Here is a 22943-nt window from a genome sequence, read left to right as displayed (position 1 = left end):
AAACAACACACCAAATTGAAAATTTAGTGCTGAACAATTATTAGTGGGTCTTTTTTCCCACTAATTAATTCTGAATTATTCTGTAAAACTCACTTCACTAATCAGATATGAATGCTGTTGTAAATAATCTGTCTATCTTGGTCTACTTTAGAGAGGAGAATAAAAAAACTCTTCTTACTAATGGAATAACTAATATTTCTATCTAGAAGAAGACTGCAAAACAGAATTCAGGAGTTAAAAGTCACAATCCAGAATACAATTGGAGTCTGACTGGTGGATAGATAATAAGTGCAGTACCACATTATCATCTGAATGAGCATATAAACACATTAGTGGTATGTTAAAATTCCCCACTTTCTTGTTCTGACTTCTAAATTCTTCAATGCACAGCTATTGGCTACAATATGGCTATGTCTGAAACTTCTCCTTCTTTAACTACAACACGCCCCACGTTCATCTTAGTAGATGGACATTCTTTAGCATTCCGTTCATACTTTGCTTTCGCCAAAGGACGAGATGGTGGACTGCGGACTAAAACAGGGATACCAACGAGTGTATGTTTTGGCTTTCTTAAGACCTTGTTGGAAGTCATGGCGACACAGCAGCCACAAGCAATGGCGGTTGCATTTGATTTGGGTTTACCGACTTTTCGCCACGAAGCTGACGATACCTACAAAGCCGACCGTCCGGGAACACCAGAAGATTTTGTTCCTGATTTGAAAAATTTGCACGAGTTACTCGAAGGGTTGAACCTGAATATTTTTACTGCGCCTGGTTACGAAGCCGATGATGTTTTGGGAACTTTAGCACAAACAGCCACTGCGGCTGGGTATAGGGTGAAGATTTTAACAGGCGATCGCGATTTATTTCAACTGATTGACCCAGACAAAGAAATTACTGTTTTAAACTTTAGTCCCGATGCTTTAAAACGCTCTACAAATAGTATTACAGAATTTAGTACAGAACAAGTTAAAGAAAAACTAGGCGTATTACCTACACAAATCGTCGATTTTAAAGCTCTTTGTGGTGATAAATCAGATAATATTCCTGGAGTTAAAGGAATAGGTGAAAAAACCGCAGTACAGCTATTAAATACTTATGGTTCTCTCGAAAATATTTATACTGCAATTAATGAAATAAAAGGCGCAACTCAAAAAAAACTCACAGAAGGTCAAGAGGATGCTAAAAAGTCTCAATATTTAGCACAAATAGTCACAGATGTACCTCTCGAAGTTAATTTAGAAAACTGTAAATTAACCGGATTTGACACAAGTATTATCACGCCGGTTTTAGAAAAATTAGAATTCAATACTTTTTTAAAAAAAATTAACGAACTTCAGCATAAATTTGGTGGGACAGTCACAGAAACTCCAACAGTAGAAGAAACACCAGCAGTATTCAGCACTGATGACGACGATGATGATTTATCGTTTTTTACGGCTGCTGAGACATCTGCATTCCAACAGCAACCAGTTTCGGAAATTCAACCACGAATAATTGATAGCCAAGACAAACTAACTGAGTTAGTAAATTTATTGCAACAATTTACCGACCCAGCAAAACCAGTTGCTTGGGATACAGAAACCAGCGATTTAGAACCACGAGATGCTGTCTTAGTTGGAATTGGTTGTTGTTGGGGAACTCAACCAGATGAATCAGCTTATATTCCCTTAGCGCATAAAAATGGGGAAAATTTAGATAAAGAAATAGCACTTGCAGCACTACGTCCAATCTTAGAAAGTGCTGATTATCCGAAGACATTTCAGAATGGCAAATTTGACCGCTTAGTTTTTCGCTGTCAAGGAATTAACTTAGCTGGAATTGTCTTCGATCCCATGCTGGCTAGTTATGTTTTAAATCCCGATACCAGCCATAATTTAACTGATTTGGCTTTGCGTTACTTGGGTTTGAACATCCAAAATTATGCAGAGTTGGTTCCTAAAGGTAAAACTATTGGTGACATAGATATCTTGGCTGTCGCTAATTACTGTTGTTTTCAAGTTCATGCAACATGGCAATTAGTACCAAAATTGCGTGCAGAATTAGATAAATTTCCAGCGTTATCTCAACTATTACTCGAAGTAGAACAGCCGCTAGAAGCAGTTCTCGCAGAGATGGAATATACAGGTGTCCGCATTGACTCCGCTTATTTGCGAGAACTCTCAAAACAGTTAGAAACAGATTTAAAAAGGTTAGAAGAAAAAGCGACTGAAATAGCTGGGGAAAAATTTAATTTAGGTTCTCCGAAAAAATTAAGCCAAATCTTGTTTGAAAAGTTAGGATTAAGCACTAAATATTCTCGCAAAATTCAAACAGGCTATTCTACCGATGCAGCAACTTTAGAAAAACTGCTAGAAGTTGATCATACTGGGTTTGTTGAGGCGATAATTGAGTACCGAACCTTAGCAAAACTAAAGTCTACTTATGTAGACGCACTACCAGCATTGGTGCGTCCAGATACTCTACGAGTGCATACAAATTTTAACCAAACAGCAACATCAACTGGACGCTTATCTTCTTCTAATCCAAATTTACAAAATATTCCAATTAGAACTGCTTTTAGTCGGCAAATTCGCAAAGCTTTTTTACCGGAAAAAAATTATTTAATGGTAGCTGCTGATTACTCACAAATTGAGTTGAGAATTTTGGCACATTTGAGTCAAGAGCCGTTGTTAGTGCAAGCATATCAACAAAATGAAGATATTCACACAGTGACAGCTCGATTAGTTTTTGAAAAAGATGATATTTCCGCAGATGAAAGAAGAATAGCCAAGACCATTAATTTTGGTGTAATTTATGGTATGGGTTCGCTGAAATTCTCGCGTTCAACTGGGATAGATAAAAACGTTGCGAATGAGTTTATTAAGCGATTTAACGAGCGTTATGCTCAAGTTTTTGCATATCTGGAGGGAGTAAAAAAACAAGCGATCGCCCAAGGTTATGTTGAAACAATTCTCGGTCGTCGGCGTTATTTTGACTTTACGAATAACAGTTTACGCAAGTTAAAAAATAGTAATCCTGAAGATATTGACTTGAGTAAGTTGAAAAATTTAGGCGCTTTCGATGCTGGCTTACTGCGTTCTGCTGCTAATGCACCTATTCAAGGTTCTAGCGCTGATATTATCAAAATTGCAATGGTGAGATTGCATGAGATTTTAAAACAATATCAAGCACGTTTGTTATTGCAAGTTCACGACGAATTAGTGTTTGAAGTTCCTCCTCAAGAATGGGAAGAATTACAACCGCAGATTAAATCAGTGATGGAAGGTGCAGTGTCTTTGAGTGTGCCTTTGCTAGTAGAGGTACGTGCAGGGGAGAATTGGATGGAAACGAAGTAATTCGCAATTAGAAGATGAGGGGAAAAATTTTACATCCCCTCTGCTTGTTTAACGAATGCGACAGAATTTGCGATCGCTAAAATTAGCCTCAAAAGAGTTTCAATTTTTTGTAGAAAGACTATTCATAAACCTATGGCAACAGATCAGGTGATGATTGTTTTATCTGCGCCACTTAAACCTGTTAGCTAGAGAATTAAACCTTGATAATTCATAACTTGCTTTTTTATCTATGGAAGTGTGCGATGTCTACGACGGGCTACGCCTACGCACTTTACATGATTTGTGGAAGCGATCGCACGTATAACTCATTATGCAACTGATTTTTTGCGGCTAGGACGCTTATATTCCGATTTTTTCTTCAATCCTACCGCTTGGGCTTGATCGCTATCTAATCCATATTGCCCCCGCACAACTTCTTTCATCGCTAAAACCGCATTGTGAAATTCCCATTCTGCTAATCGCGCCGCATCAGCCGCAGCACGGTATAAAGCTTGTTTTTCGGTTTCGGCTTGTTGTGTAGCTAACATAGCTTGATAAGCTTGCTGTAATTTGGCAGCAGAAGCATCAGTACGGTTAGTTTCATAGGTAGTGATCGTTTGTAAACCATGCCATGAACTAATGTCTTCATTAATTAATTGAGGCCGCAAACGGCGTGTTGTATCTTGGGTAGGCATATTAGCATACTGTAGTAAACTATGCTTTTAATGTACCCATTGCTACCCTCAATTTATCAGGAAGATAAAGTTTTTAGGTAAAAAAATGTGAGTTCGATGCAACAAAGGTGCAAAGCAATGCAACAAAGGTGCAAGGCAATGCAACTAAGTTGCAAGACAATGCAATCAAGTTGCAAGCTAATGCAATCAAGATGTAAGCCAATACAACAAAAGTGCAAGTCAATGCACCTAAATAAATTAGAGAGTGGACAAACAGTCGCCCACTCAACAGACTTAAACAGAAACAAAATTATTCTGAGTCAGCGTAGTGGTATCAAAGTCAGTCAGAATCGCTAAAGTTTGATTACCCAAACGAATCTCATTCCCAGCGAAAAACAACTGACTAAAACTCAAACCAGACAAACCAATCTTATCGCCTTGACCCAAACTAAAGTCAGTAATCGTATCTCGACCGGCAGATTTCTCCAACACGAAGGTATCAATACCAGTACCGCCAGTCAGGATATCATCGGCTTTGCCACCATTGAGGAAATCATTCCCCACCCCGCCAACTAGTAAATCTTGACCATTGCCACCTAAGAGAGTGTCGTTCCCGTCACCACCATAGAGGGTGTCATCACCGTTATCACCTTCGAGACGGTCATTCCCAGCATCACCATAAAGTGTATCTTCACCGTTGCCACCTAAAAGGATGTCGTTGCCAGTCCCACCATAGAGGGTGTCGTTACCATTATCACCTACTAGGTTATCGTTACCAGCCAAGCCAAAGACAATATCGTTACCGTTGAGTGCATTAATGATGTCGTTGCCAGATGTACCGTTGAGGTTATCGTCTTTGTTAGTACCGTTGAGGTCAACCCCGACTGCTACTGTTACCGTTGCCACATCTGTACCACCATTGCCATCGCTGACGGTATAGTTAAAGCTGCCATTGCCGCTAAATCCTGCGGTGGGAGTAAAGACGACATTGCCACTGCTGTTGAGAGTCACAGTACCGTTAACACCGTTACTCACTGCCGAGATACTCAAAGCACCACCATCGACATCGGTGTCGTTTGCTAATAAGTCAGTTGACAACAGAGTTAATGGGGTATTTTGGTTGGCGGTGGCTGAGTCATCACCAGCGACAGGGGCATCATTGACGGGTGTGACTGTGAGGTTAAAGGTAGTGTTGGCACTGGCATTGCTGGTGTCAGTAGCGGTGACTTTGATGCTAATTGTGCCGTTATCTGGGTCGTCGGGTGTGCCGCTAAAAGTTTGGGTATTGGCATCGAAGCTTAACCATGTGGGTAAGGGGTTGCCGTTATCGAGAGTAGCAGTGTAAGTTAAGCTATCACCTGCATCGACATCAGCAAAGGTATTGGCAGGAATAGTAAAGCTGAAGAAGCCATCTTCTAGGGTGGTTTGGTTAGCGATCGCATTTGCCACTGTAGGCGCATCGTTGACACCGTTGATGGTGAGGTTAACTGTGGCTGTGCTAGTGCCGCCTTTGCCATCACTGATAGTGTAAGTAAAACTATCATTGGCAGTAGCTCCCACACCTAAAGATTCAAATTTAGCGTTGGGGTTGTAGGCGAATGTGCCATCAGAATTGAGCGTTAATAGCGCACCTGATAAGAGAGTAATTTGATTACCCACATTAGCAGGATTGCCGTTGACGGCACTGACGGTGAGAATATCACCTGTATCGGGGTCAGTATCATTAGTGAGGACATTACCGTTAACAGCATTATCTTCATTGGTGGTTACGCTGTCGTCTGTAGCTGTTGGGTTGTTATTTTGTACTTCGTAAGCTCCGATATCGACTGTGCCGCCCCTAATGCGGTTAAAACCTGTACCCCGTTGGTCAGTGGTGACACCAGAGGGAACAAAGGCGTTATTACCAGCATTGATGGCAGCTGAACCTGCGACTAAAGCGTGGGTTTGGGTTGCACCACCGTTATTGGCTAGTGCTGCTAAGACTTGGTTAATATTGGTGATGCCAGCCGAGGCGAAGGTGATGTCGCTTCCTGTACCGATCGTGCCGGACGCGCCGGATAGGCTACCGATGAGGTTATTGGCGTTGCCCGTCACCGTGCCTGCGATATCGGGGGCTTCGTTACCCGAATCGGAGTTCCCGGCGATGATAGTATTTCGGGCGGTGACAGTACCACCATTATTATCATTATTGTAGATCCCGCCCCCATCACCGGCACCATCATTATCGGAGTCGGCGGTATTATCGGTAATCGTGCTGTTGGTCAGATCGAGTGTAGTACCTAAGTTGTAGATGCCACCGCCGCTATCTAGCGCGGAGTTACCGGAGATGGTGCTGTTGGTTATGGCGAGAGTAAAAAAGTTAGCGATACCGCCGCCAGCGTTTCCGGAATTGCCGGAGATAGTGCTATTGGTTATGCCGAGAGTTCCAGAGTTATCGATACCGCCGACTTGCTCCCCGGAATTATCGGAGATGGTGCTATCGGTAATCGTGGATATTCCCAAGTTTAAAAAGCCGCCGGCTTGAGACCCGGAATTCCCGGAGATGGTGCTATTGGTAATCGTGCCTGTTCCATCGATAGCGATGCCGCCGATGGCAAACCCGGAATTCCCGGAGATTATACTATCGGTCAGGCCGAGAGTTCCAAGGCTGATGATACCCGCGATCGCCCCGGAATTACCGGAGATAATGCTGTTGTTAATAGTGAGCGTTCCTCCTTGGTTGAAGATGCCACCAGCGTATCCAAAATTACCGGAGATGGTGCTGTTGTTAATAGTGGTTTCTCCTCCCAGGCTAAAAATGCCGCCGGCACCATTGCCCGAATTCTCGGAGATAGTGCTGTTATTGACGGTTAGATTTTCCAAGCTAAAGATGCCAAGGGTTCCACTGGTAACTGTCAGGTCGTTAATCGCTACATCAATTCGATTGTTACTATTGCCATCATCCACAACAAAGACAGTAGAGGTATTATTACCACTGATACTGAGATTGTTCGCTCCCAGTCCATTAATAGTCAAAGCGTCGGTAATCTGTAATTCCCCGGTTGTTAGGGTAATCGTGTCGGGGGTGGCATCGGTGAAGACGCTACCTGCAAAGGTAATGATGTCAGCACCAGGATTGGCGTTGGCGTTGAGAATCGCTTGCCGCAAGGAACCTTCACCAGAATCGTTGGTGTTGGTGACAACAGTATCGTTGGCAGCAATGGTGACTGTGGTGGTGTTATTTGTGCCGTCAACGGTGTATCCTGTACCCGTGTCGAGATTAAGGGTTAGGGTTTCGGCTGCTTCGGCTTGGATGTCGTCGATCGCTGCTAGGTCAAGGTCAACAAAGCTTTGACCATCGGCGATGGTGACGGTTAAAGTATTGCCGGAAACGCTGACGCTACCACCACTGAGGGTATAGTCGCCAGAGGCGGCGGTGCTGCTGCCATCTAGGGTGAGGTTGATAGTTAAATCCCCGGCGGTGTCGCTGCGGCTGATGCGATAAACGCCATTGCTACCGCCTTCGTTGGCTGTGGCTGTTTGGGCGGTGATGCTAACAGTGGGAACGGGGGGTGAAGTGATGTTAATTGTGCCGTAAACATTATCATTGTTGGTGGCAGTTCCCGCATCGTTAGCTGCACTGTTACCGCTAAAGGTAGGATTACCTACAGAAGTGACAGTTGGTAAAACAGTGGGCATTCCCTGGTTGTTGCCGTTGGTGTTGGTGGTGGACTGCATAATGAAGATTGCCCCACCTATGCCTTGACCGTCGTTAGCACCTGTGCCGCCTGTAGCTGTGTTGTTGGTAAAGCTGGTGTTGCTCAGGGTTAAAGAGCCACTGCGGACGAAGATGCCACCCCCTAATCCAGCACCGCCACCACCTTGGCCAGTAGAATTACCGTTGCCAGCAGCAAATCCACCTGAGCCTCCAAAACTGTTGCCACCAGAGCCGTTGGAGCCACCACCGCCAGCACCATAGCCACCTCTGCCCCCGAAGACAGGATCGAAACTAGTGCTAAATCTATTGCTGAAGCTGCCACCACCACCGAATCCCCCGGCAAAACCCTGATTACCGCCGATGAAACCAGCACCGCCGCCGAAGCCGCCATTTGTTACACCGCCGCCGCCGAAGCCGCCGTTGCCGTTGTTGCTATAGCTGCCACCGTAGCCGCCGTAGTTGCCGTTGCCCCCGTAGCCACCAACCCCGTAGCCTGAAGAGTCGGTAGTGCTACCAGCAAACAGTCCGCCGCCAGGATTATTGCCAAACTGTCCGACGGCATTGCTGTTGCCAAACATACCGCCGCCGCCGCCAGTCAGTCCACTGACACCGCTACTACCGCCCTGTGCTGCGTTATTAGTAAAGCCGACATTGGTGAGGGAAACATTGCCATCATAGATGAACAAGCCGCCGCCCAGACCAGCGCCGCCGCCACCAGTGTTACTATCTCCACCTTTAGCTCGTCCGTTGGTGATGGTTAAATCGGAAATACCAACTGTTCCTGACAAAATAAACAAGGGGCGCACGTCGCCATCGTCGTTGATGCCGTTGTTGTTGGCATCACCGCTAATACTGTAGTTATTGCCCATGATGGTGATGTTGCTGTTCACCAGGGTTTTCATCACCCCAGTAATGCGGACATCGTTATTAATGGTAATTGTGTCATCCCCTGCAAGTTGGTTAGCTTGGAGAATGGCATAACTAAGAGTTCCTGCGGTGCTACCGCTACCGTCGTCAGTGGTTTGATTAACGATGAAATTTGCCATTTGATTGATTTCCTTTGGTGTTAGGTAAATGAGAAGAAAATGGTAAGTTGAGTTGATGCAACAAAACCCAACATCTGCAAGTCTTTGTTGGGCTGCAAGATCCCCGACTTCTTCAAGAAGTCGGGGATCTGACCTTTGAGATTCTCAGCTTGATGAATTTGCTGCTGGTATTGGCTGGGCGACAATCACATTTGCTCGACTATTGCTAGGGTTTTGCCAAAAAGACAACTTTTCATATTGAGTAAATAAATCCGGAGGTAAAATTGTCGGTCGTGGTTGAAACTCGACTTTGGGACGCACTTGATGTAACCCTTTGGTATTGAGCCGATAATCAAATTCCTCGGCTTCGTATTCCACATGGTCAAAATCATGTTTAAAGGGTTCTTCTTCTAAAAACTGATAAATTAGCGAGAGGGTTTTATCTGGTGCTTGGGTTAATAAGTCATAGTCCACCAACAGTAAACAAGCACTGTGTTCGCTATAAAATGCTTCCTTGAGGGCGTTATAAGCAAACCCGACTAACCTTCCCCCACCACTTAAAGCTTCGGTGCGCGTGTAAACTGTGGAACGTTCGCCAGAATTGTTAAACATCCGTGATACATCAAAGGCGTTTTTTCTAATTAATCGTTCGATGCTATCCATAATCCAAGCCACATTCCGCACGCAGCAAATTACCTTGGAGCCGGGAAATAACTCGTGAATTAAAGACAATTTGCTACACCACAAGCGATTTGTGTCAAAGATGACTTGTTTATCAGCTTGGGGCTGGTAGAAGGTGGAAAATATCGTTAAGGTTAATGCTCGTTTTTGCTCTGGGGTGATGAACACAGAAAATTCGTTGTCTTCGCTCATCGCTTCGAGCATTCGGTTCACTAAACTACCAACGGGGCTAGTCATACTGGCGTGAAATCGGGGATTTTGCCGCAGTAAAGCGCCGAGTAAGGTGGAACCGGAACGAGGTAAGCCGGAGATAAAGTGGATTTTGGCAGTCATTACGGTTAATTAGTTTTGAATTATTGCCTTGATATAAAAGCTTTTGCACCTATGCGTTGTGACTGCACAGGCTAGGCAGTTGTGACAATTTTGTTGTGGCGAAATGGGTTATAGAGCGATGTTTAACGACAAGCCGAAGCAGAGCGTCTACACCCCAACGCCCGCATTGAACAAAGATCCAAGTTTTGACTAGGATCTTTGTCCTATATAATTAGTGCTTATAGTTGTTGGCAGTGTTAAACTTCTGCTGTGGCAAAATCGATGATGTAGCGATCGCCTTTTACGCTTAACCTAGCGGTTGCTAATCAACTACTACGGTTTTAGTACATTATCAGCAAACTGTCCTTGCACATTTCCTGCGGGAGAATACTGGCAAACTACATAGACACCATCGTACTTAGTACCATCAATTGTTGCAGGGCCAGGTGCAGCACCGCAGCCTATTTTGGTACTGCCCTTCCAGACTACCTGAGTAAAATGCCCAGTTGAGCCAGAAAATACAGGGTTGTTGTAGTCATAATCTTTAATTTCACTGTACCATTCCTCAACTGCTGCGCTACCTAAGTTTGCTGAGTCTCCACTCCAATATATGTTCTCTCCTACATTGTTTCGATTGGTACTGTGTTCTAAATCACCTTTCGCTGCTATGGTTTTTGCCCAAGCTTGTGCGCTTTCGTTGAGAGTATCATCAATAGTCTCGTTAGGACTCTTATGCTTGGCTCGATAAGTGTTGTGTGCAGATAAAGCATCACTACGCAACTTGGCTAAGTCAATAGATATCTGTCCTAAAACAAAGTGATTACCAATTGCTACTCCAGTAAGTCCAATAGCTAAAGTTGTAGCTGTTGTGAAGGTTAGAGTCGAAAAGAATTTATTCATGATTTTGTCTGTGTTAAGTTAACTTTTCCAAGTCAATGCAACTAAAGTAAAACTTGAGAAAAAAGGCGGAAGATTCATCGCCTTATCAGTTGAGCCATCATTTTTAAGTTAGGTAATTACCCAACTTTTGCTGTAGCGAAATGGATTATATAGCGATCGCTCAAATCACCGCATCGAACAAAGATCCAAGTTTTGACTAGGATCTTTATCCTATATAATTACTGCTTATGTAAGTTATGCCAGTGGCGATTATCGCTACTACTAAAAAACTAAGTAAGGTTAATTTATGCACCTTGAATGCAACAAAGGTGCAAGGCAATACAACTAACTTGCAAGTCAATACATCAAAGTTGCAGGTAAATACAACAAGGGTGCAAGTCGATGCTACAAAAGTGTGGGTCGATGTAACTCAATTGCCAGCTAATGCAACAAAGGTGCAAGAAGGCAGAAAAAAACCCCCTAAATAGATTTAGGTGGCCCGATATATTTGTAGTAAAGGAAATTCAAATTTATCAGCCTAGTAAAAATCTACTTAATTTTGGTATACCTTATAGGTCAGTTGGAGATTTAGCGGTCATTGTGTTACCTGTTGAAGTAAATCGCGAAACTCTTCATAGCTGATTTGTTGATCGCCGCTAGTGTCTGCTAGTTTCAGCATGTGTTCAATTTCAGTTTTAGTGATATTGGGAACAATATCTTTGATGTATAATTGCAATTCCTCTAAGCTAATATAACCAGAGCCATCGGCATCAAATAGATGAAACCACTGTAATATCTGATCTTTATTGGTAGAGCCTAGATCGCTTTGTAGTAGTACAGTAAATTCCTCAAAACTAATACTGCTACTATTAGAGTGTCCTGAAATTACATTCATCATTTCTTGTACCCGTTGAGGTGCAAACGGGCGACCAAGAACTCTTAAAACCGAGCATAATTCTCCTATTGATAAACGATTATTACCATCTTTATCAAATTTTTGGAAAATTTCTTGGCAATGAGCAACTTGCTCAACGCTTAATTCCTGGTTAACAGTAATAGGTGTAGTTTCTTTTATGATTTGGCGCTTAATGGCAATCGCTTCTAACCGATTAAGTGTATCAAGAGTATGAGCGATAGTTGTCCATAACTGACGAGGCTCTGTTGTTTTCAATATCTCTTCTTCCTCTGCGGCTGTAATCGCATATTCCTCTCTGATCTGTTGCAGGGGAAGAGATGTGTCTTTAGATAACTTATTGAGTACAGCATCAAGAGATTCAATTGGTTTTTCCCCAGTCATTACCTCGACTAATTCCGCTACCACGGCTTGATTAGGATGGTTTTTTGCCGCCTCTATAAATACATCCAACAAAGCTTCGCGGTAACTTTCTTGTCGCAGCAAATCTTCACGATTATGTTGCTTAGTGGGATCTAGTAAACTTGGATACTCAACCTCAAGCTCGGTTAAAATTAACTCATGTTCCTCTTTTGTAATATCTAGTTCTTGACGCATCTGCTGGAGAACTTCTAGGCTGCTTCTATAGTCAACATATCCTTCTTTGAGTGCTTCTTGTAGAACGCCTTTATAAACTTGAAGACGTTTCTCTTTATGAAAACCTGGGAGAACTTTTGCTAAAACATAAACTTCATCAGCACTAAGTTCGTCAAGTGAGCGTCCCTCTAAAAAACGTGAGGTATCTAAATTAAGCTTACTTAACTGCTTACGAAGCCGACTGGCGAGGCTTTCTCGTTGGTAAAGATGAGGATTGCGTTGCCAAGTTCTACAGAGCCAAATGGTACTGCACACAGCAATTAGAACCGGGAACAGATATTGTAAAGGTGCAGGTAACAAGCGGATAAAATTACGCCCAGCAAAGATAAAGAAAAAATTAAAAATAAAGAACGTGCAAAGCGTAAACATCCGATAGCGAACTATTTCTATACTTGCTGATTGGTGCTGACGAAGCAGATACGCTTTATATCGCTTTTCTAATTTACGCCCTAGAAAATAGCCACCGAAAGTAAATGCTCCTAGCGTCAAGGGAACAGCAACTATTTTGGGAATAGGAATGGCATGAGAGAATAGATAAAAACCCGGACTTAGTAATGTACCGAGCTGATCGTTTTGGTGTGTCCAAGCTCCTGAAAAGTAATATTCCCAATTACCTGCATAAAGATAGTAGTAAACAAAGTAGCCAATCACTAAACCAACATAAGCGTAATAAAGCCATTGTTGTTCGGGTTTAGCAATGTTTTCCCAGTAAGCGCGTTCGGCATCAATATCAATACAAGGACTATTACAAGCTACACAAGCACTAAGCTCTTTTCCCTCTTTGTTGACGGTGCGGCACATAGATTGAGTAATCGCTTGGCGCTCGCCATCATGTGCTTTACTATTAAACAATCCCCTCGGTTCAGCATAGATTTTTTGTACAGGAGCCATCGGGCAAAAATACTGACACCAAGATTTGCCGCCATAAAGATAACCTACTGCGATCGCTGCTGTGATTGTAATAATTAGAAAACTAAATAAAGCCGTGCGATCTGAATTAATAAACAGGATACGGCTACATAATCCTATATAAAACAGTCCAAATTGTATGTAAAGGTAATTGTTAGCTAACCAGGATTTTTGGGGAACTTTTACCAACTCAAAGCGTTCCTTATTCGTTTTTGCATCCACGCGCCGTTTATGCCGTTGCCATCCCAAAGCACGGGGAATTTGAGAAAGAAAAGACAATGGGCAAATTCTTCGCCAAGTTTCATGTCCAAATACCAAGAGGATGAAAATAGCAGCCGGAATAATAATTCCCCAAAAAATTGGTGCGCCCAAAGCATAGTTCGTTTCTTCTAAACACTTTCCCTGAACTTGCACGCAAATTTCAGGATTAATTTTTAGAGGACTAATACTATTGGTAGGAAATGTAAACCAAGGAGAGAGCGGATCGTACAACAGAGAAACAATCAGCAATCCCCAGCCAATTGTAAGCATCCATCTCATAAGGTGCATTCGTCTTTCTGAAATATTTGCCAACATGATTTTATTCCTTTTGTGTCAACAACAAGGGTGTAGGTAAAGTGTTGGTATTGTCAGGCTTAATTCAATAAAAGGTTGAAAATTTAGTTTCAATTATTGTTTTACAAAAGTGACATAACAGGGTTATACACAAATGAAACTAAGTTAGTAGACATAAAATTTTCCAAATAAGTGGAATACGTTCGATAACGTGTGCTGTTTTTACCTAAATTTTGCTGTAGCGAAATGGATTATATAGCGATCGCCTCAATTACCGCATCGGACAAAGATCCAAGCTTTGACTAGGATCTTTGTCCTATATAAGGAATACTTATAGAAATTATGAGAGAAGCCACCACTACTTAAAAACTAAGTAAGGCTAATTTGTGCAGATAGAATGCAACTAAGGTGCAACTCTATGCAACGAAGGCACAAATTGATGCAACTAAGTTAGAACTCAAAGCAACAAAGGTGCAGGTCGATGTAACTAAATTGCAACCTAATGCAACAAAGGTGCAGGTTGTTGTAACGAAGTTGCAGCTTGATGTAATAAAGTTACACATCAAAGCACTGAGACAATTTATAAAAGTAAGTAAATTTTTTCCACCCAACAAAGCTTAAAATAAAAATGTTGCCTTGATTACCGCATCAGATATTTACCCTATTTTTGGCTAAGATTAATGTTTTTTGGAAAGAATATTGATCAATAGAGAATTTATGTATTCAAGTAATATTACTGATTTATTGCTAGGTAAAACTTTTCTATAGAATTAAGTAATGACTCTTATTTCAATTGTCCTAGGTATAGTTGCTGGTATTTGTTTATATGTTGGTCTGTTTCACCTGCTCATTGCCTGTGGACGATTACAAACCACGCTTCATTTGTGCTTTGGCTTAGTTTGCTTATTATCTGTTAGCTATATTCTGGCTTTAATGCTGACATATCAAGCTGCTAATGTAGATAACTACATCTTTGCCAGAAAATTGCTATCTTCTCTAGGATATATTTATGGTGTCACTATTGTATGGTTTATAGGTGTTTTTACGAAAATAAAGCCAGTGCGTTTAATTTTGGTACTGAATAGCCTGTACGCCATCTGCTTGTTAATTAACCAAGTTTCCCCAACAGGGATTATCTACTCTGATGTAAGTAGACTATCAAGCGTTTCTTTGCCTTGGGGCGAATCGATTCGTTACCTAGAAGGTACACGTAACCCTTTATTTAGTTTTCAATTATTAACTTTAATCAGTAATAGTGTTTTTTGTTTTTTTGCCTTTTATCGCCAATATCGGCGTGGTGAGAAGAAATCTGCTCTAACTCTAGGTCTGAGTTTATCGATTCTGATAGCAACTGTTCAACACGATCGCTTGGTAGATTTAGGCAAGATCCAATCCATATACCTTGGTGAATTTGGATTTTTGTCCTTCATAGTAATTATGAGTCTAGGCTTATCCAAAAACTTGCTCCAGGCGGTGAAAATCCGCGAACAACTAATAGAAAGCGAACGTTTACGAAAAATAGCTGTGGAATTAGAGCGAAATCGTCTTGCTCGTGACTTACACGATTCAGTATCTCAGACGTTGTTTACTGTAGCGACAACTGCTGAAGCTTTACCGAGAGTTTGGAAACGCAACCCAGACATAGCCGAACAGGGATTAGAGGAACTTGCCCAACTCACACAAACAGCGTTAGCAGAAATGCGGAGTTTATTAATTGAGTTGCGTCCTAGCGGTTTGACAGAGAAATCATTGGGTGAATTACTACAGCAGTTAACCAAAGCCATCTCTGGACGGGCAAATTTACAGATAACAATAATTGTAGAAGGCGATCGGCCTGTAACTGATGAGGTAAAACTTGTTTTTTATAGAGTTACTCAAGAAGCACTGAACAATATCATTAAATATGCCCAGGCAACGCAAGTATCCGTCAGTCTTTACAGTAACTCACAAAAGATAGTTTTGCGTATTAGCGATAATGGCTGTGGTTTTGACCCCAATAACATACCATCTGGTCATTTAGGCATCACAATTATGAAAGAACGAGCTGCTTCAATTGGTGCAACTTTTCATCTAGAAAGTTCTCTAGGACAAGGGACTGAGATTGTCCTGAGTTGCAACATATAGTCAGGTGCAGAATTTCCTCTACCTCAAGTATTGTTCTGGCTCTCAAATTGAACATTCCAGACACTGAAGCCCCGTTAATTTTTTTGTTAACGTTCTTTGCAGATTAATTGCTTATTGTCATCAACCTAAGAAACCTAGCCTTCAACAGTATGTTTAACCCGAACTCAGGTTACTTATTGATGTGTCATGTTAACTAACTCGTTATGACATAATATTACACCTCTATTAATTAAAAATTAAGAAAATCCAAGTATAAACACGGAGAATGGAACAATAACGTATCAAAAAGAATTCTCTCATAAAGAATTTTTATATGACAAAAGATACATTAGTTGAACCAATTCGTGTCATGACTGTTGATGATCACGAAATCTTGCGAGGAGGTATCAAGTTTCTCTTACTGGCCTTTGATGATATTCAATTAGTAGGAGAAGGACGTAACGGAGATGAGGCAGTATGTTTGTGCGAACAGTTGCAACCAGATGTGGTGCTGATGGACTTGATGATGGTGGGGATGAATGGGGCAGAAACCACAAAAGCTATCCGCAAAAAATACCCAAATATTCAGGTGTTAATTTTGACCAGTTTTTTTGAAAATGCTTTAGTAAAGCAAGCAATACAAGCCGGAGCCATTGGCTATCTGCTGAAGGGGATTTCAATTGATGAATTAGCAGATGCCATACGAGCAGCAGCAATGGGGCGTTCTATGTTAAACAAAGAAGTTATTCAAGCGTTGTTGCAACCGCACAAACCACCATCCCAATCTCTCTATGAATTGAGCAAGCGACAACAAGAGGTATTATCACTGTTAGCTTTAGGATTGAGTAATGAAGCGATCGCTCAACGAATGAAACTGAGTCCTTCTACCATTAGACATCATGTGAGCCATGTACTGAATAAGTTAGGAGTAACGAACCGCACCGAGGCTGCTACCAGGGCAGTGCAAGTTGGCTGTGTTAATGCACTTGTTTAAAAACTTGCAGGCAATTTTTTGAGAAGTTTGGAAATAGCAGGTGACAGGCTTCCGCCGTGAGTTTCGACAAGCTCAACTTCCGCGTCAGCCAAACGGTGACAGGGGACAGATAGCTACTACTACAGCACTTTCGAGGTAAATGAGGTACACATAGTATTGGTGCATCAAGACTTAAAATGAAAGCATACTCAATCGATTTACGAGAAAAAATAGTAAATACTTACGAAAAGGGTGGTACTTCAATAAGAAAGGTTGCTGTGCAATTTGGTGTAGCAAAAAGCTATGTGCAAAAGCTAATCCAACTTCATAGAGTGCAAGGACATCTAGAACCCAAAAAGCAAGGTGGAGCCATGAAGGGTAGGCTAGATGATTTCGCGAGCGAATTAGCCGAAATGGTTCAAATTTACCCAGATGCAACTTTATTGGAATATTGCGAATATTTTGGAGAAAAATACAACGTTTGGGTGTGTGCAAGTGTGATGTGTTGTGCATTACAAAAACAAAAATTAACTCGAAAAAAAAGACTTTGCGTAGCAGCCAAGGAAAAACAGAAAGAGTCCAAAAACTGAGAATAGAGTATTGGGAGAAAGTAAAGCAAGTAGACCCAGAAAACCTTGTATTTATAGATGAAATGGGTGTTTTACTTGGCTTAACTAGGACTCATCAAAGAAGCGAGCGCGGCACTAGAGCGTATAATTTTAAACCATATTACCGGGGAGCAAAAATAAGTGTAATCGGAGGAATTAGCTTAAAGAAAGTTTTAGCGGTGATGACTTTAAACGGCTCAATGGATGGAGATGCATATAAAGTTTTTGTAGAACATTTTTTACTTCCGCAATTATGGGTTGGTGCAGTCGTTGTAATGGATAATCTACCTGCTCATAAAGTCGAAGAGATTCAGCTTTTGATTGAAGGAGTGGGAGCAAGTGTTCTTTATCTATCTCCTTATTCTCCTGAATTCAATCCAATTGAACATTGGTGGTCACAATTAAAAGCTTTTCTGAAACAATTTTCTCCCAAGAGTGCATCTGTCGTTGATGGTTTAATTAAAATTGCGCTGAAACTAGTTGATCCAAAGCATCTAAAAAATTGGTTTACTAATTGCTGCTACTGTACCTCATGAACCTCAAATCTGCTGTATAAACAGACCAAATCATAATTAACCTTATGAAATTGAGGGAGGCAAAATTTTCCTCCCTGATACGTTTTTACCGAAGACGACAAAATTTGCGATCACTATCATTCTCAGGGTACTGCCAAGAATATGCAAAATGGCTCACTCCCGCCAGTTGGGGCGCAAATTTACGTAGTGCCTGCATTTGTACTTCTAGAGATGGGCGATTGCTGGTTGATTGCCCCCATGCCCCTGCCAAGGCGGGAATAATTTGTGTCCCTGGTTTTGCGGCACTGATCACTCGTTGCACTTGGGTTGCAATACAACTAACATCATCACAAGTCGCATAAGCCATAGCGTGCCACTGCAAGTTACTCGGAAATCGATCCCAAGGTTGCAAGCGGGAATCATACCCTTGCCCCACCATTTGGTTGCCATCTGGGAAAAACACCACTCCCGATGGAATACCTAGCTGTTGTGCTGGGTAACTTGCTAAAGCGACAAAATCCAAAATACCTTGCATAGCATGGGCAACCATCAACTGCCACAATTCAACCTGCAAAGTTGGTTGTCTGTCAGCTGCTGGTAAAAGTGCCTTTTCTTGTGGTGGCGGAATGCGCCCTTGCCACATTGGTTCACCTTCTTGGGGATAAAGTTTATCGACTTGATCTATATCGCCTGCGGTGACGTATCCTTTACTGAGAAATCGTCGAATCAAATCCAGCCCTTTAGAATTCAAAGCCCGATGAAATAATGCTTCTTGAGTCGCTGGGGTAAATAGCCATAAATCAGTGACTTTTGTGGCGATAGAATCACTACCAGCTTGCCTGGGATAACGCACATAATCAAATAGCAAACCATCCGGGCGACGGCGTAGCACTTGCTGTACCATCTGGAAATAATCGCGTTTGGCTTGCATATTGTAGGGGTCAATAAATACCTGGGAACTGTTATCTACAACATATAAGCTAGTTTGCCCCTTACCGTTACGGGCGATCGCAGCTTCGCGATCTGGACGTTGCGCGTAGGTATAACCAAAATTAGCCGTATACATCCAGGCATAAACCTTTAATCCACGTTCCCGCCCTTTTTGAATTGCGATTGAGAGTAAATCAATTTTTTCTGCCCCTGGAGTACGAATTATAGAAGGCCATACCGTGTTGTTATCGGCTGCGGGCAGTAGTACCTGCCCATCATAAAATGTTTCTACATAAATTTGGTTATAACCACGATTAACCATGCGATCCATAATTTGGTCAATTGTCCCTGGTTGAATATCACAAGGATACAAACGTAACCAAACAGCTTGGATTTTTGGCCAATTACGACTGCGGCATTCTTTTAACTCTTGGGCGTGTTGGCGTAACAACTGCTGGTAGCGGCTTTGGGCATCGCGATCGCCTTTTAATGCCAACAAACGCAACTTTTCTTTTGTTTGTGCTGCTGTCGTCGATAACTGGCAATCTTGTTTGACTTGTGCTTGTGCTGGTTGGCTAATAAAGTTAGGCATCAACAGACTACTGCTAAAAACCACAGCAAACAAGCTCTGCCACAAAGATTTTGTGGATCTGTTAAACATGCCTACAAGGTAGATGTAAAAATTCACAGGAATTGGGTATTAAGGTGTATCAATTGTTATAGTCCAAAAATAAGGGCTTGGAAGCCTAATTTTCGAGACTCCTAAACCCTAATTACTGTTGCTAAATTTTTTAATTTTGTGATGTTCTGGTCAATACTGACCTAATTCCTTCACAAGCATTTATCAAAGTTAAAATTTTAAGCTGCTGTTTTCATTGATCAGCAATATAAAAACTTTGCGCACCTTTGCGTTGATCTCAGCGTACCTCCGCGTTTAAAAATGATCATCAAGAGTCCAAAGTAATAACTCTGAACTCTGATCAAGGATAATTAAGCACCACGCTTCAATGCAGACTCTACCTGCTGGAACTCCTGTTCTAGACGATTTTTCAGCTTTTGTGGAACTGGACGATTTGGGTAAGAACTGTAGTGTCCCGCCAGAGAGTTGAGGGCGGTACGCATGGTTGTAAAAGAACTTAAACCAGAAATAGAACCAGCCCGTTGATAGCGGGCGGAGAAATCGTTGATTTTTTGACGCGCTTCTGCCTGAATTGCTGCTTTATCTGGTGAATTTTCAGTTACTTCTAGGGCTTTTCTCAGGGTACTGACTACAGTTAATGTGTCTTGGCGATAATCCCCTGTCAAGCTATCAGGGCTAGAACAGCCGATTAAGCCGATAGCTAAAACCAAAACCAAAGCAAGCAGACGCGACCAATAGCGTTTCATAAGCATTATCTGAAACTACACGTAAATCATCGTCCATCCTATCTTGGATTGGTATCATGGGGATCATGAGAAGAATGAAGGATATCTAGATAAAGGATAAAATCAGTAAAAAATTTTATCTTTCATACTTAATACTTCACACTTTTTGATACAAAGTATCTCGCTGTTGGTAAGGCCGTCCTAAGGATGCGATCGCAGCTTGTAAACTTTCCACTTCCATACAAGTACCACCAATAGCACCAGCCATTGTAGTGATATGTTCTTCCATTAAAGTGCCGCCAATATCGTTACAACCCCAAACTAAAGCTTCTGTCGCACCCGCTAGTCCCAACTTTACCCAACTTGGCTGATGGTTTGGAATCCAATTACCCAAGTAAATCCGGGCTACAGCCCCTAATAGCAGGGCATCAGCTAGAATTGGTTGATCGCGCCCAACTCGACGGCGTAAAGATTTTGGCGCTTCTTGACCGACAAATGGTAATAAAATAAACTCTGTGATTTTTGCGGGATAGCCTTGATGGATGGCAATTTGTTGCAGCGATCGCAATTTTTCTAAATGCCCAATTTGCTGTTCTGGGGTTTCAATATGCCCGGATAACATGGTGCTAGTGGTAGGTAAACCTAACTTGTGTGCTGTGGAGATAATTTCTAACCAAGTCGCTGTATCAATTTTCTCTGGACATAATACTTTCCTCACTTCGTCATCTAACACCTCGGCTGCTGTACCTGGCATAGAACCGACACCAGCATCTCGCAAAGCTGCAATCACAGTCTGATAATCCAGTCCATCAATTCTGGCGATAAACTGCACTTCTTGGGGAGAAAAGGCGTGTAAGTGAATTTGCGGAAATTCTTGTTTGATAGTTTCCACTAACTTGAGGTAGTAAGGTAAAGATTTACCGTTAATTTGGGCTTGCGGGTTTAATCCCCCCTGCATACAGATTTCCGTCGCCCCACGCCCGACTGCATCTTGGGATTTTTCTAAAATTTGCTCCCAATCTAACCAATAAGCACCTGCATCACCATCATCTCGGCGGAAAGCACAAAAACTACAATGCTGTTCGCAGATGTTAGTGAAATTGATATTACGGTTAATTACATAAGTAATAGTGTCGCCTACCTGATTGTAGCGGAGTTGATCAGCCGTGCTACGAATGGATGCGATCGCCTCTGGGTCAGTTTGTTTTAATAAAAATACTCCCTCTTGAGGAGATAAATCGTACCCCATTAAGGCACGCTCAAGAATGTATTTAACAGAAGTTTCTATCACAATTAATTACTAAAACTCAGATAATTGCTGTTTTACTGTGTTCATTTACGCATCTACAGACTCAATCTCATTTCTTGTTAAGTATAACTGCGACGAAAAACCAAACTATGTGAAGAAATATAAAATAGGTTAACATCCTCATTGCCTACTGCTTCCTCCCCAAGTTGATTTAGCTCAATGAACAACAGTCCAACTCATACATTATTATCAGTGCCATCGAGTGCGTTACAGATTCCTGAGTTCCCGGCTCATAATCTGACGATAGATAGTCAAAGCATTTATTTTTCTTTGATAATTCCTACTTATAAAGAGCGTGACAACATCGCCAAGGTAATCAAGATACTAAGTGAACTGATAGAAGAATTGATCCCAGGAGATTACGAGCTAATAGTGGTAGATGATGATAGTCCAGACCGCACTTGGGAAGTAGCGCAATCGATGATAGCAGAATATCCCCACTTGCGGGTGATGCGTCGTCAACAGGAACGAGGATTATCTTCAGCAGTCATTCGTGGATGGCAAGTTGCTAGGGGGCGGATTTTAGGAGTAATTGATGGGGATTTACAGCATCCACCAGAAGTGCTGGCACAGATGTTACGTAGTATCGAACAGGGCGCAGACTTGGCCGTAGCTAGTCGTCATGTGGAAGGTGGTGGTGTCAGCAGTTGGAGTGTTGTCAGGCGTTTTTTGTCTCGTGGCGCTCAAGTGTTGGGTTTGATTATCTTGCCTGGGGTAGTTGGGAGAGTTTCTGACCCGATGAGTGGTTATTTTATGGTGCGTCGCAGTTGTATTGCTGGTGTAACACTTAATCCTGTAGGTTACAAAATTCTTTTAGAAGTGATTGGAAGGGGAAATGTAGAAAACATTGCTGAGGTTGGTTACGTATTCTGCGAACGCAAAAAAGGTGAAAGTAAAGTGACATGGAAGCAATATGTAGAATACCTGCATCACTTATTGCGCCTACGGCTGACAACAAAACAGGCGGGGCAAAAATCTTCTTTCCCAATTGGTCGATTTCTCCGCTTTGGCTTGGTAGGACTAAGTGGTGTATTTGTGGATATGGCAATACTTTATTTACTTAGTGACCCATCAACTCTGGCTTTGCCCTTGACACGAAGCAAAATTATTGCTGGTGAAATTGCAATTTTCAACAATTTTTTGTGGAATGATGCTTGGACATTTGCAGATGTAGCGATGCAACAGCAAGAATGGCATCACCGAGTCAAGCGATTTTTAAAATTCAATCTTGTTTGCTTGGCAGGGTTAGCAATTAATGTTTTGGTGTTAAATTTGGTGTTTAATTTGATAATTCCCAATCGTTATATTGCTAACTTGATTGCGATCGCAGTTGCTACTGTCTGGAATTTTTGGGTGAACTTAAAACTGAGTTGGCGCGTAACTGATGTGAAATAAGCGAACTTAAATTGACAATTCAAGTCAAAATATCTAGAGTTGACTTGTAAATGACGCGGCTATGAAAGTTTTTTTTGGGAGTGCATCGAAATTTTACAAATATGCGATCCTATTTTTCTCTACCTTTGCTAACCGCCGCGTGCCTTT

Annotated in this window: 16 protein-coding genes and 1 pseudogene; 9 read left to right on the top strand and 8 right to left on the bottom strand. The window is 41.9% G+C overall.

What is annotated here, in order from left to right; translation table 11 throughout:
* Positions 1–410: 410 nt before the first annotated feature.
* On the top strand, positions 411–3338 hold the full coding sequence (gene polA, locus ACMX3D_RS18975; protein ID WP_482747419.1) for a DNA polymerase I: 2928 nt from the start codon (positions 411–413) through the stop codon (positions 3336–3338).
* 308 nt (positions 3339–3646) lie between these two features.
* Here polA and ACMX3D_RS18970 read toward each other — a convergent pair whose 3' ends face one another.
* The 4 genes from ACMX3D_RS18970 to ACMX3D_RS18955 all read right to left on the bottom strand — a co-directional run bounded on the left by ACMX3D_RS18970 (position 3647) and on the right by ACMX3D_RS18955 (position 10606).
* Positions 3647–4012 carry a hypothetical protein gene (locus tag ACMX3D_RS18970; RefSeq protein ID WP_482747418.1) on the bottom strand — a complete coding sequence of 122 codons (366 nt, stop codon included), beginning with the start codon at positions 4010–4012 and terminating at the stop codon, positions 3647–3649.
* 273 nt (positions 4013–4285) lie between these two features.
* Entirely contained in the window at positions 4286–8734 is a 4449-nt protein-coding gene (locus ACMX3D_RS18965) for a beta strand repeat-containing protein (protein WP_482747417.1), read from the bottom strand.
* 144 nt (positions 8735–8878) lie between these two features.
* Complete coding sequence (locus ACMX3D_RS18960) at positions 8879–9727, bottom strand: sulfotransferase family protein (RefSeq protein WP_482747416.1); 849 nt, start codon at positions 9725–9727, stop codon at positions 8879–8881.
* Between the two features lie 312 nt (positions 9728–10039).
* Positions 10040–10606 (bottom strand): CAP family protein, encoded by a 567-nt coding sequence (locus ACMX3D_RS18955; RefSeq protein ID WP_482747415.1) that lies wholly within the window; start codon positions 10604–10606, stop codon positions 10040–10042.
* Between the two features lie 236 nt (positions 10607–10842).
* Here ACMX3D_RS18955 and ACMX3D_RS18950 point away from each other — a divergent pair, with 236 nt between their 5' ends.
* Positions 10843–11073 carry a hypothetical protein gene (locus tag ACMX3D_RS18950; RefSeq protein ID WP_482747414.1) on the top strand — a complete coding sequence of 77 codons (231 nt, stop codon included), beginning with the start codon at positions 10843–10845 and terminating at the stop codon, positions 11071–11073.
* A gap of 107 nt (positions 11074–11180) precedes the next feature.
* Here the strand turns inward: ACMX3D_RS18950 and ACMX3D_RS18945 are convergent, their stop codons facing one another.
* Positions 11181–13619, bottom strand: coding sequence for an EF-hand domain-containing protein (locus tag ACMX3D_RS18945; RefSeq protein WP_482747413.1), 2439 nt, complete (start codon positions 13617–13619; stop codon positions 11181–11183).
* A gap of 387 nt (positions 13620–14006) precedes the next feature.
* Here ACMX3D_RS18945 and ACMX3D_RS18940 point away from each other — a divergent pair, with 387 nt between their 5' ends.
* The 6 genes and pseudogenes from ACMX3D_RS18940 (at position 14007) to ACMX3D_RS18915 (ending at position 17818) form a co-directional block, all read left to right on the top strand.
* Positions 14007–14219 (top strand): hypothetical protein, encoded by a 213-nt coding sequence (locus ACMX3D_RS18940; RefSeq protein WP_482747412.1) that lies wholly within the window; start codon positions 14007–14009, stop codon positions 14217–14219.
* A gap of 156 nt (positions 14220–14375) precedes the next feature.
* Entirely contained in the window at positions 14376–15722 is a 1347-nt protein-coding gene (locus ACMX3D_RS18935) for a sensor histidine kinase (protein ID WP_482747411.1), read from the top strand.
* A 40-nt stretch (positions 15723–15762) separates the two neighbouring features.
* Positions 15763–15879 (top strand): annotated as a pseudogene (locus ACMX3D_RS18930) (IS982 family transposase); the annotation flags it as partial.
* Positions 15880–16035: 156 nt separating this feature from the next.
* A complete protein-coding gene (locus ACMX3D_RS18925) occupies positions 16036–16695 on the top strand; it encodes a response regulator (RefSeq protein ID WP_482747410.1) in 660 nt (219 codons plus the stop codon).
* A 176-nt stretch (positions 16696–16871) separates the two neighbouring features.
* Positions 16872–17264: a helix-turn-helix domain-containing protein gene (locus tag ACMX3D_RS18920; RefSeq protein ID WP_482747409.1), complete on the top strand. Its 393-nt coding sequence runs from the start codon at positions 16872–16874 to the stop codon at positions 17262–17264.
* Positions 17222–17818 (top strand): transposase, encoded by a 597-nt coding sequence (locus ACMX3D_RS18915; RefSeq protein WP_482747408.1) that lies wholly within the window; start codon positions 17222–17224, stop codon positions 17816–17818. Before ACMX3D_RS18920 ends, ACMX3D_RS18915 begins: the two co-directional genes overlap by 43 nt.
* An 85-nt stretch (positions 17819–17903) precedes the next feature.
* Here the strand turns inward: ACMX3D_RS18915 and ACMX3D_RS18910 are convergent, their stop codons facing one another.
* The 3 genes from ACMX3D_RS18910 to cofH form a co-directional block, all read right to left on the bottom strand.
* Positions 17904–19388 (bottom strand): family 10 glycosylhydrolase, encoded by a 1485-nt coding sequence (locus tag ACMX3D_RS18910; protein WP_482747407.1) that lies wholly within the window; start codon positions 19386–19388, stop codon positions 17904–17906.
* 329 nt (positions 19389–19717) lie between these two features.
* Positions 19718–20113 (bottom strand): photosystem II protein Psb27, encoded by a 396-nt coding sequence (psb27, locus tag ACMX3D_RS18905; RefSeq protein ID WP_482747406.1) that lies wholly within the window; start codon positions 20111–20113, stop codon positions 19718–19720.
* Positions 20114–20249: 136 nt separating this feature from the next.
* Positions 20250–21383 (bottom strand): 7,8-didemethyl-8-hydroxy-5-deazariboflavin synthase subunit CofH, encoded by a 1134-nt coding sequence (cofH, locus tag ACMX3D_RS18900; RefSeq protein ID WP_482747405.1) that lies wholly within the window; start codon positions 21381–21383, stop codon positions 20250–20252.
* Positions 21384–21560: 177 nt separating this feature from the next.
* On the opposite strand from cofH, the gene ACMX3D_RS18895 reads away from it, so the two are divergent.
* A complete protein-coding gene (locus ACMX3D_RS18895) occupies positions 21561–22796 on the top strand; it encodes a glycosyltransferase (protein WP_482747404.1) in 1236 nt (411 codons plus the stop codon).
* The last annotated feature ends 147 nt before the right edge of the window (positions 22797–22943 follow it).

The sequence above is a fragment of the Anabaena sp. TISTR 8404 genome, assembly GCF_056847745.1.
The sequence above is the reverse complement of the archived record's forward strand: the minus strand, read 5'-3'. Positions and strand labels throughout refer to the sequence as shown.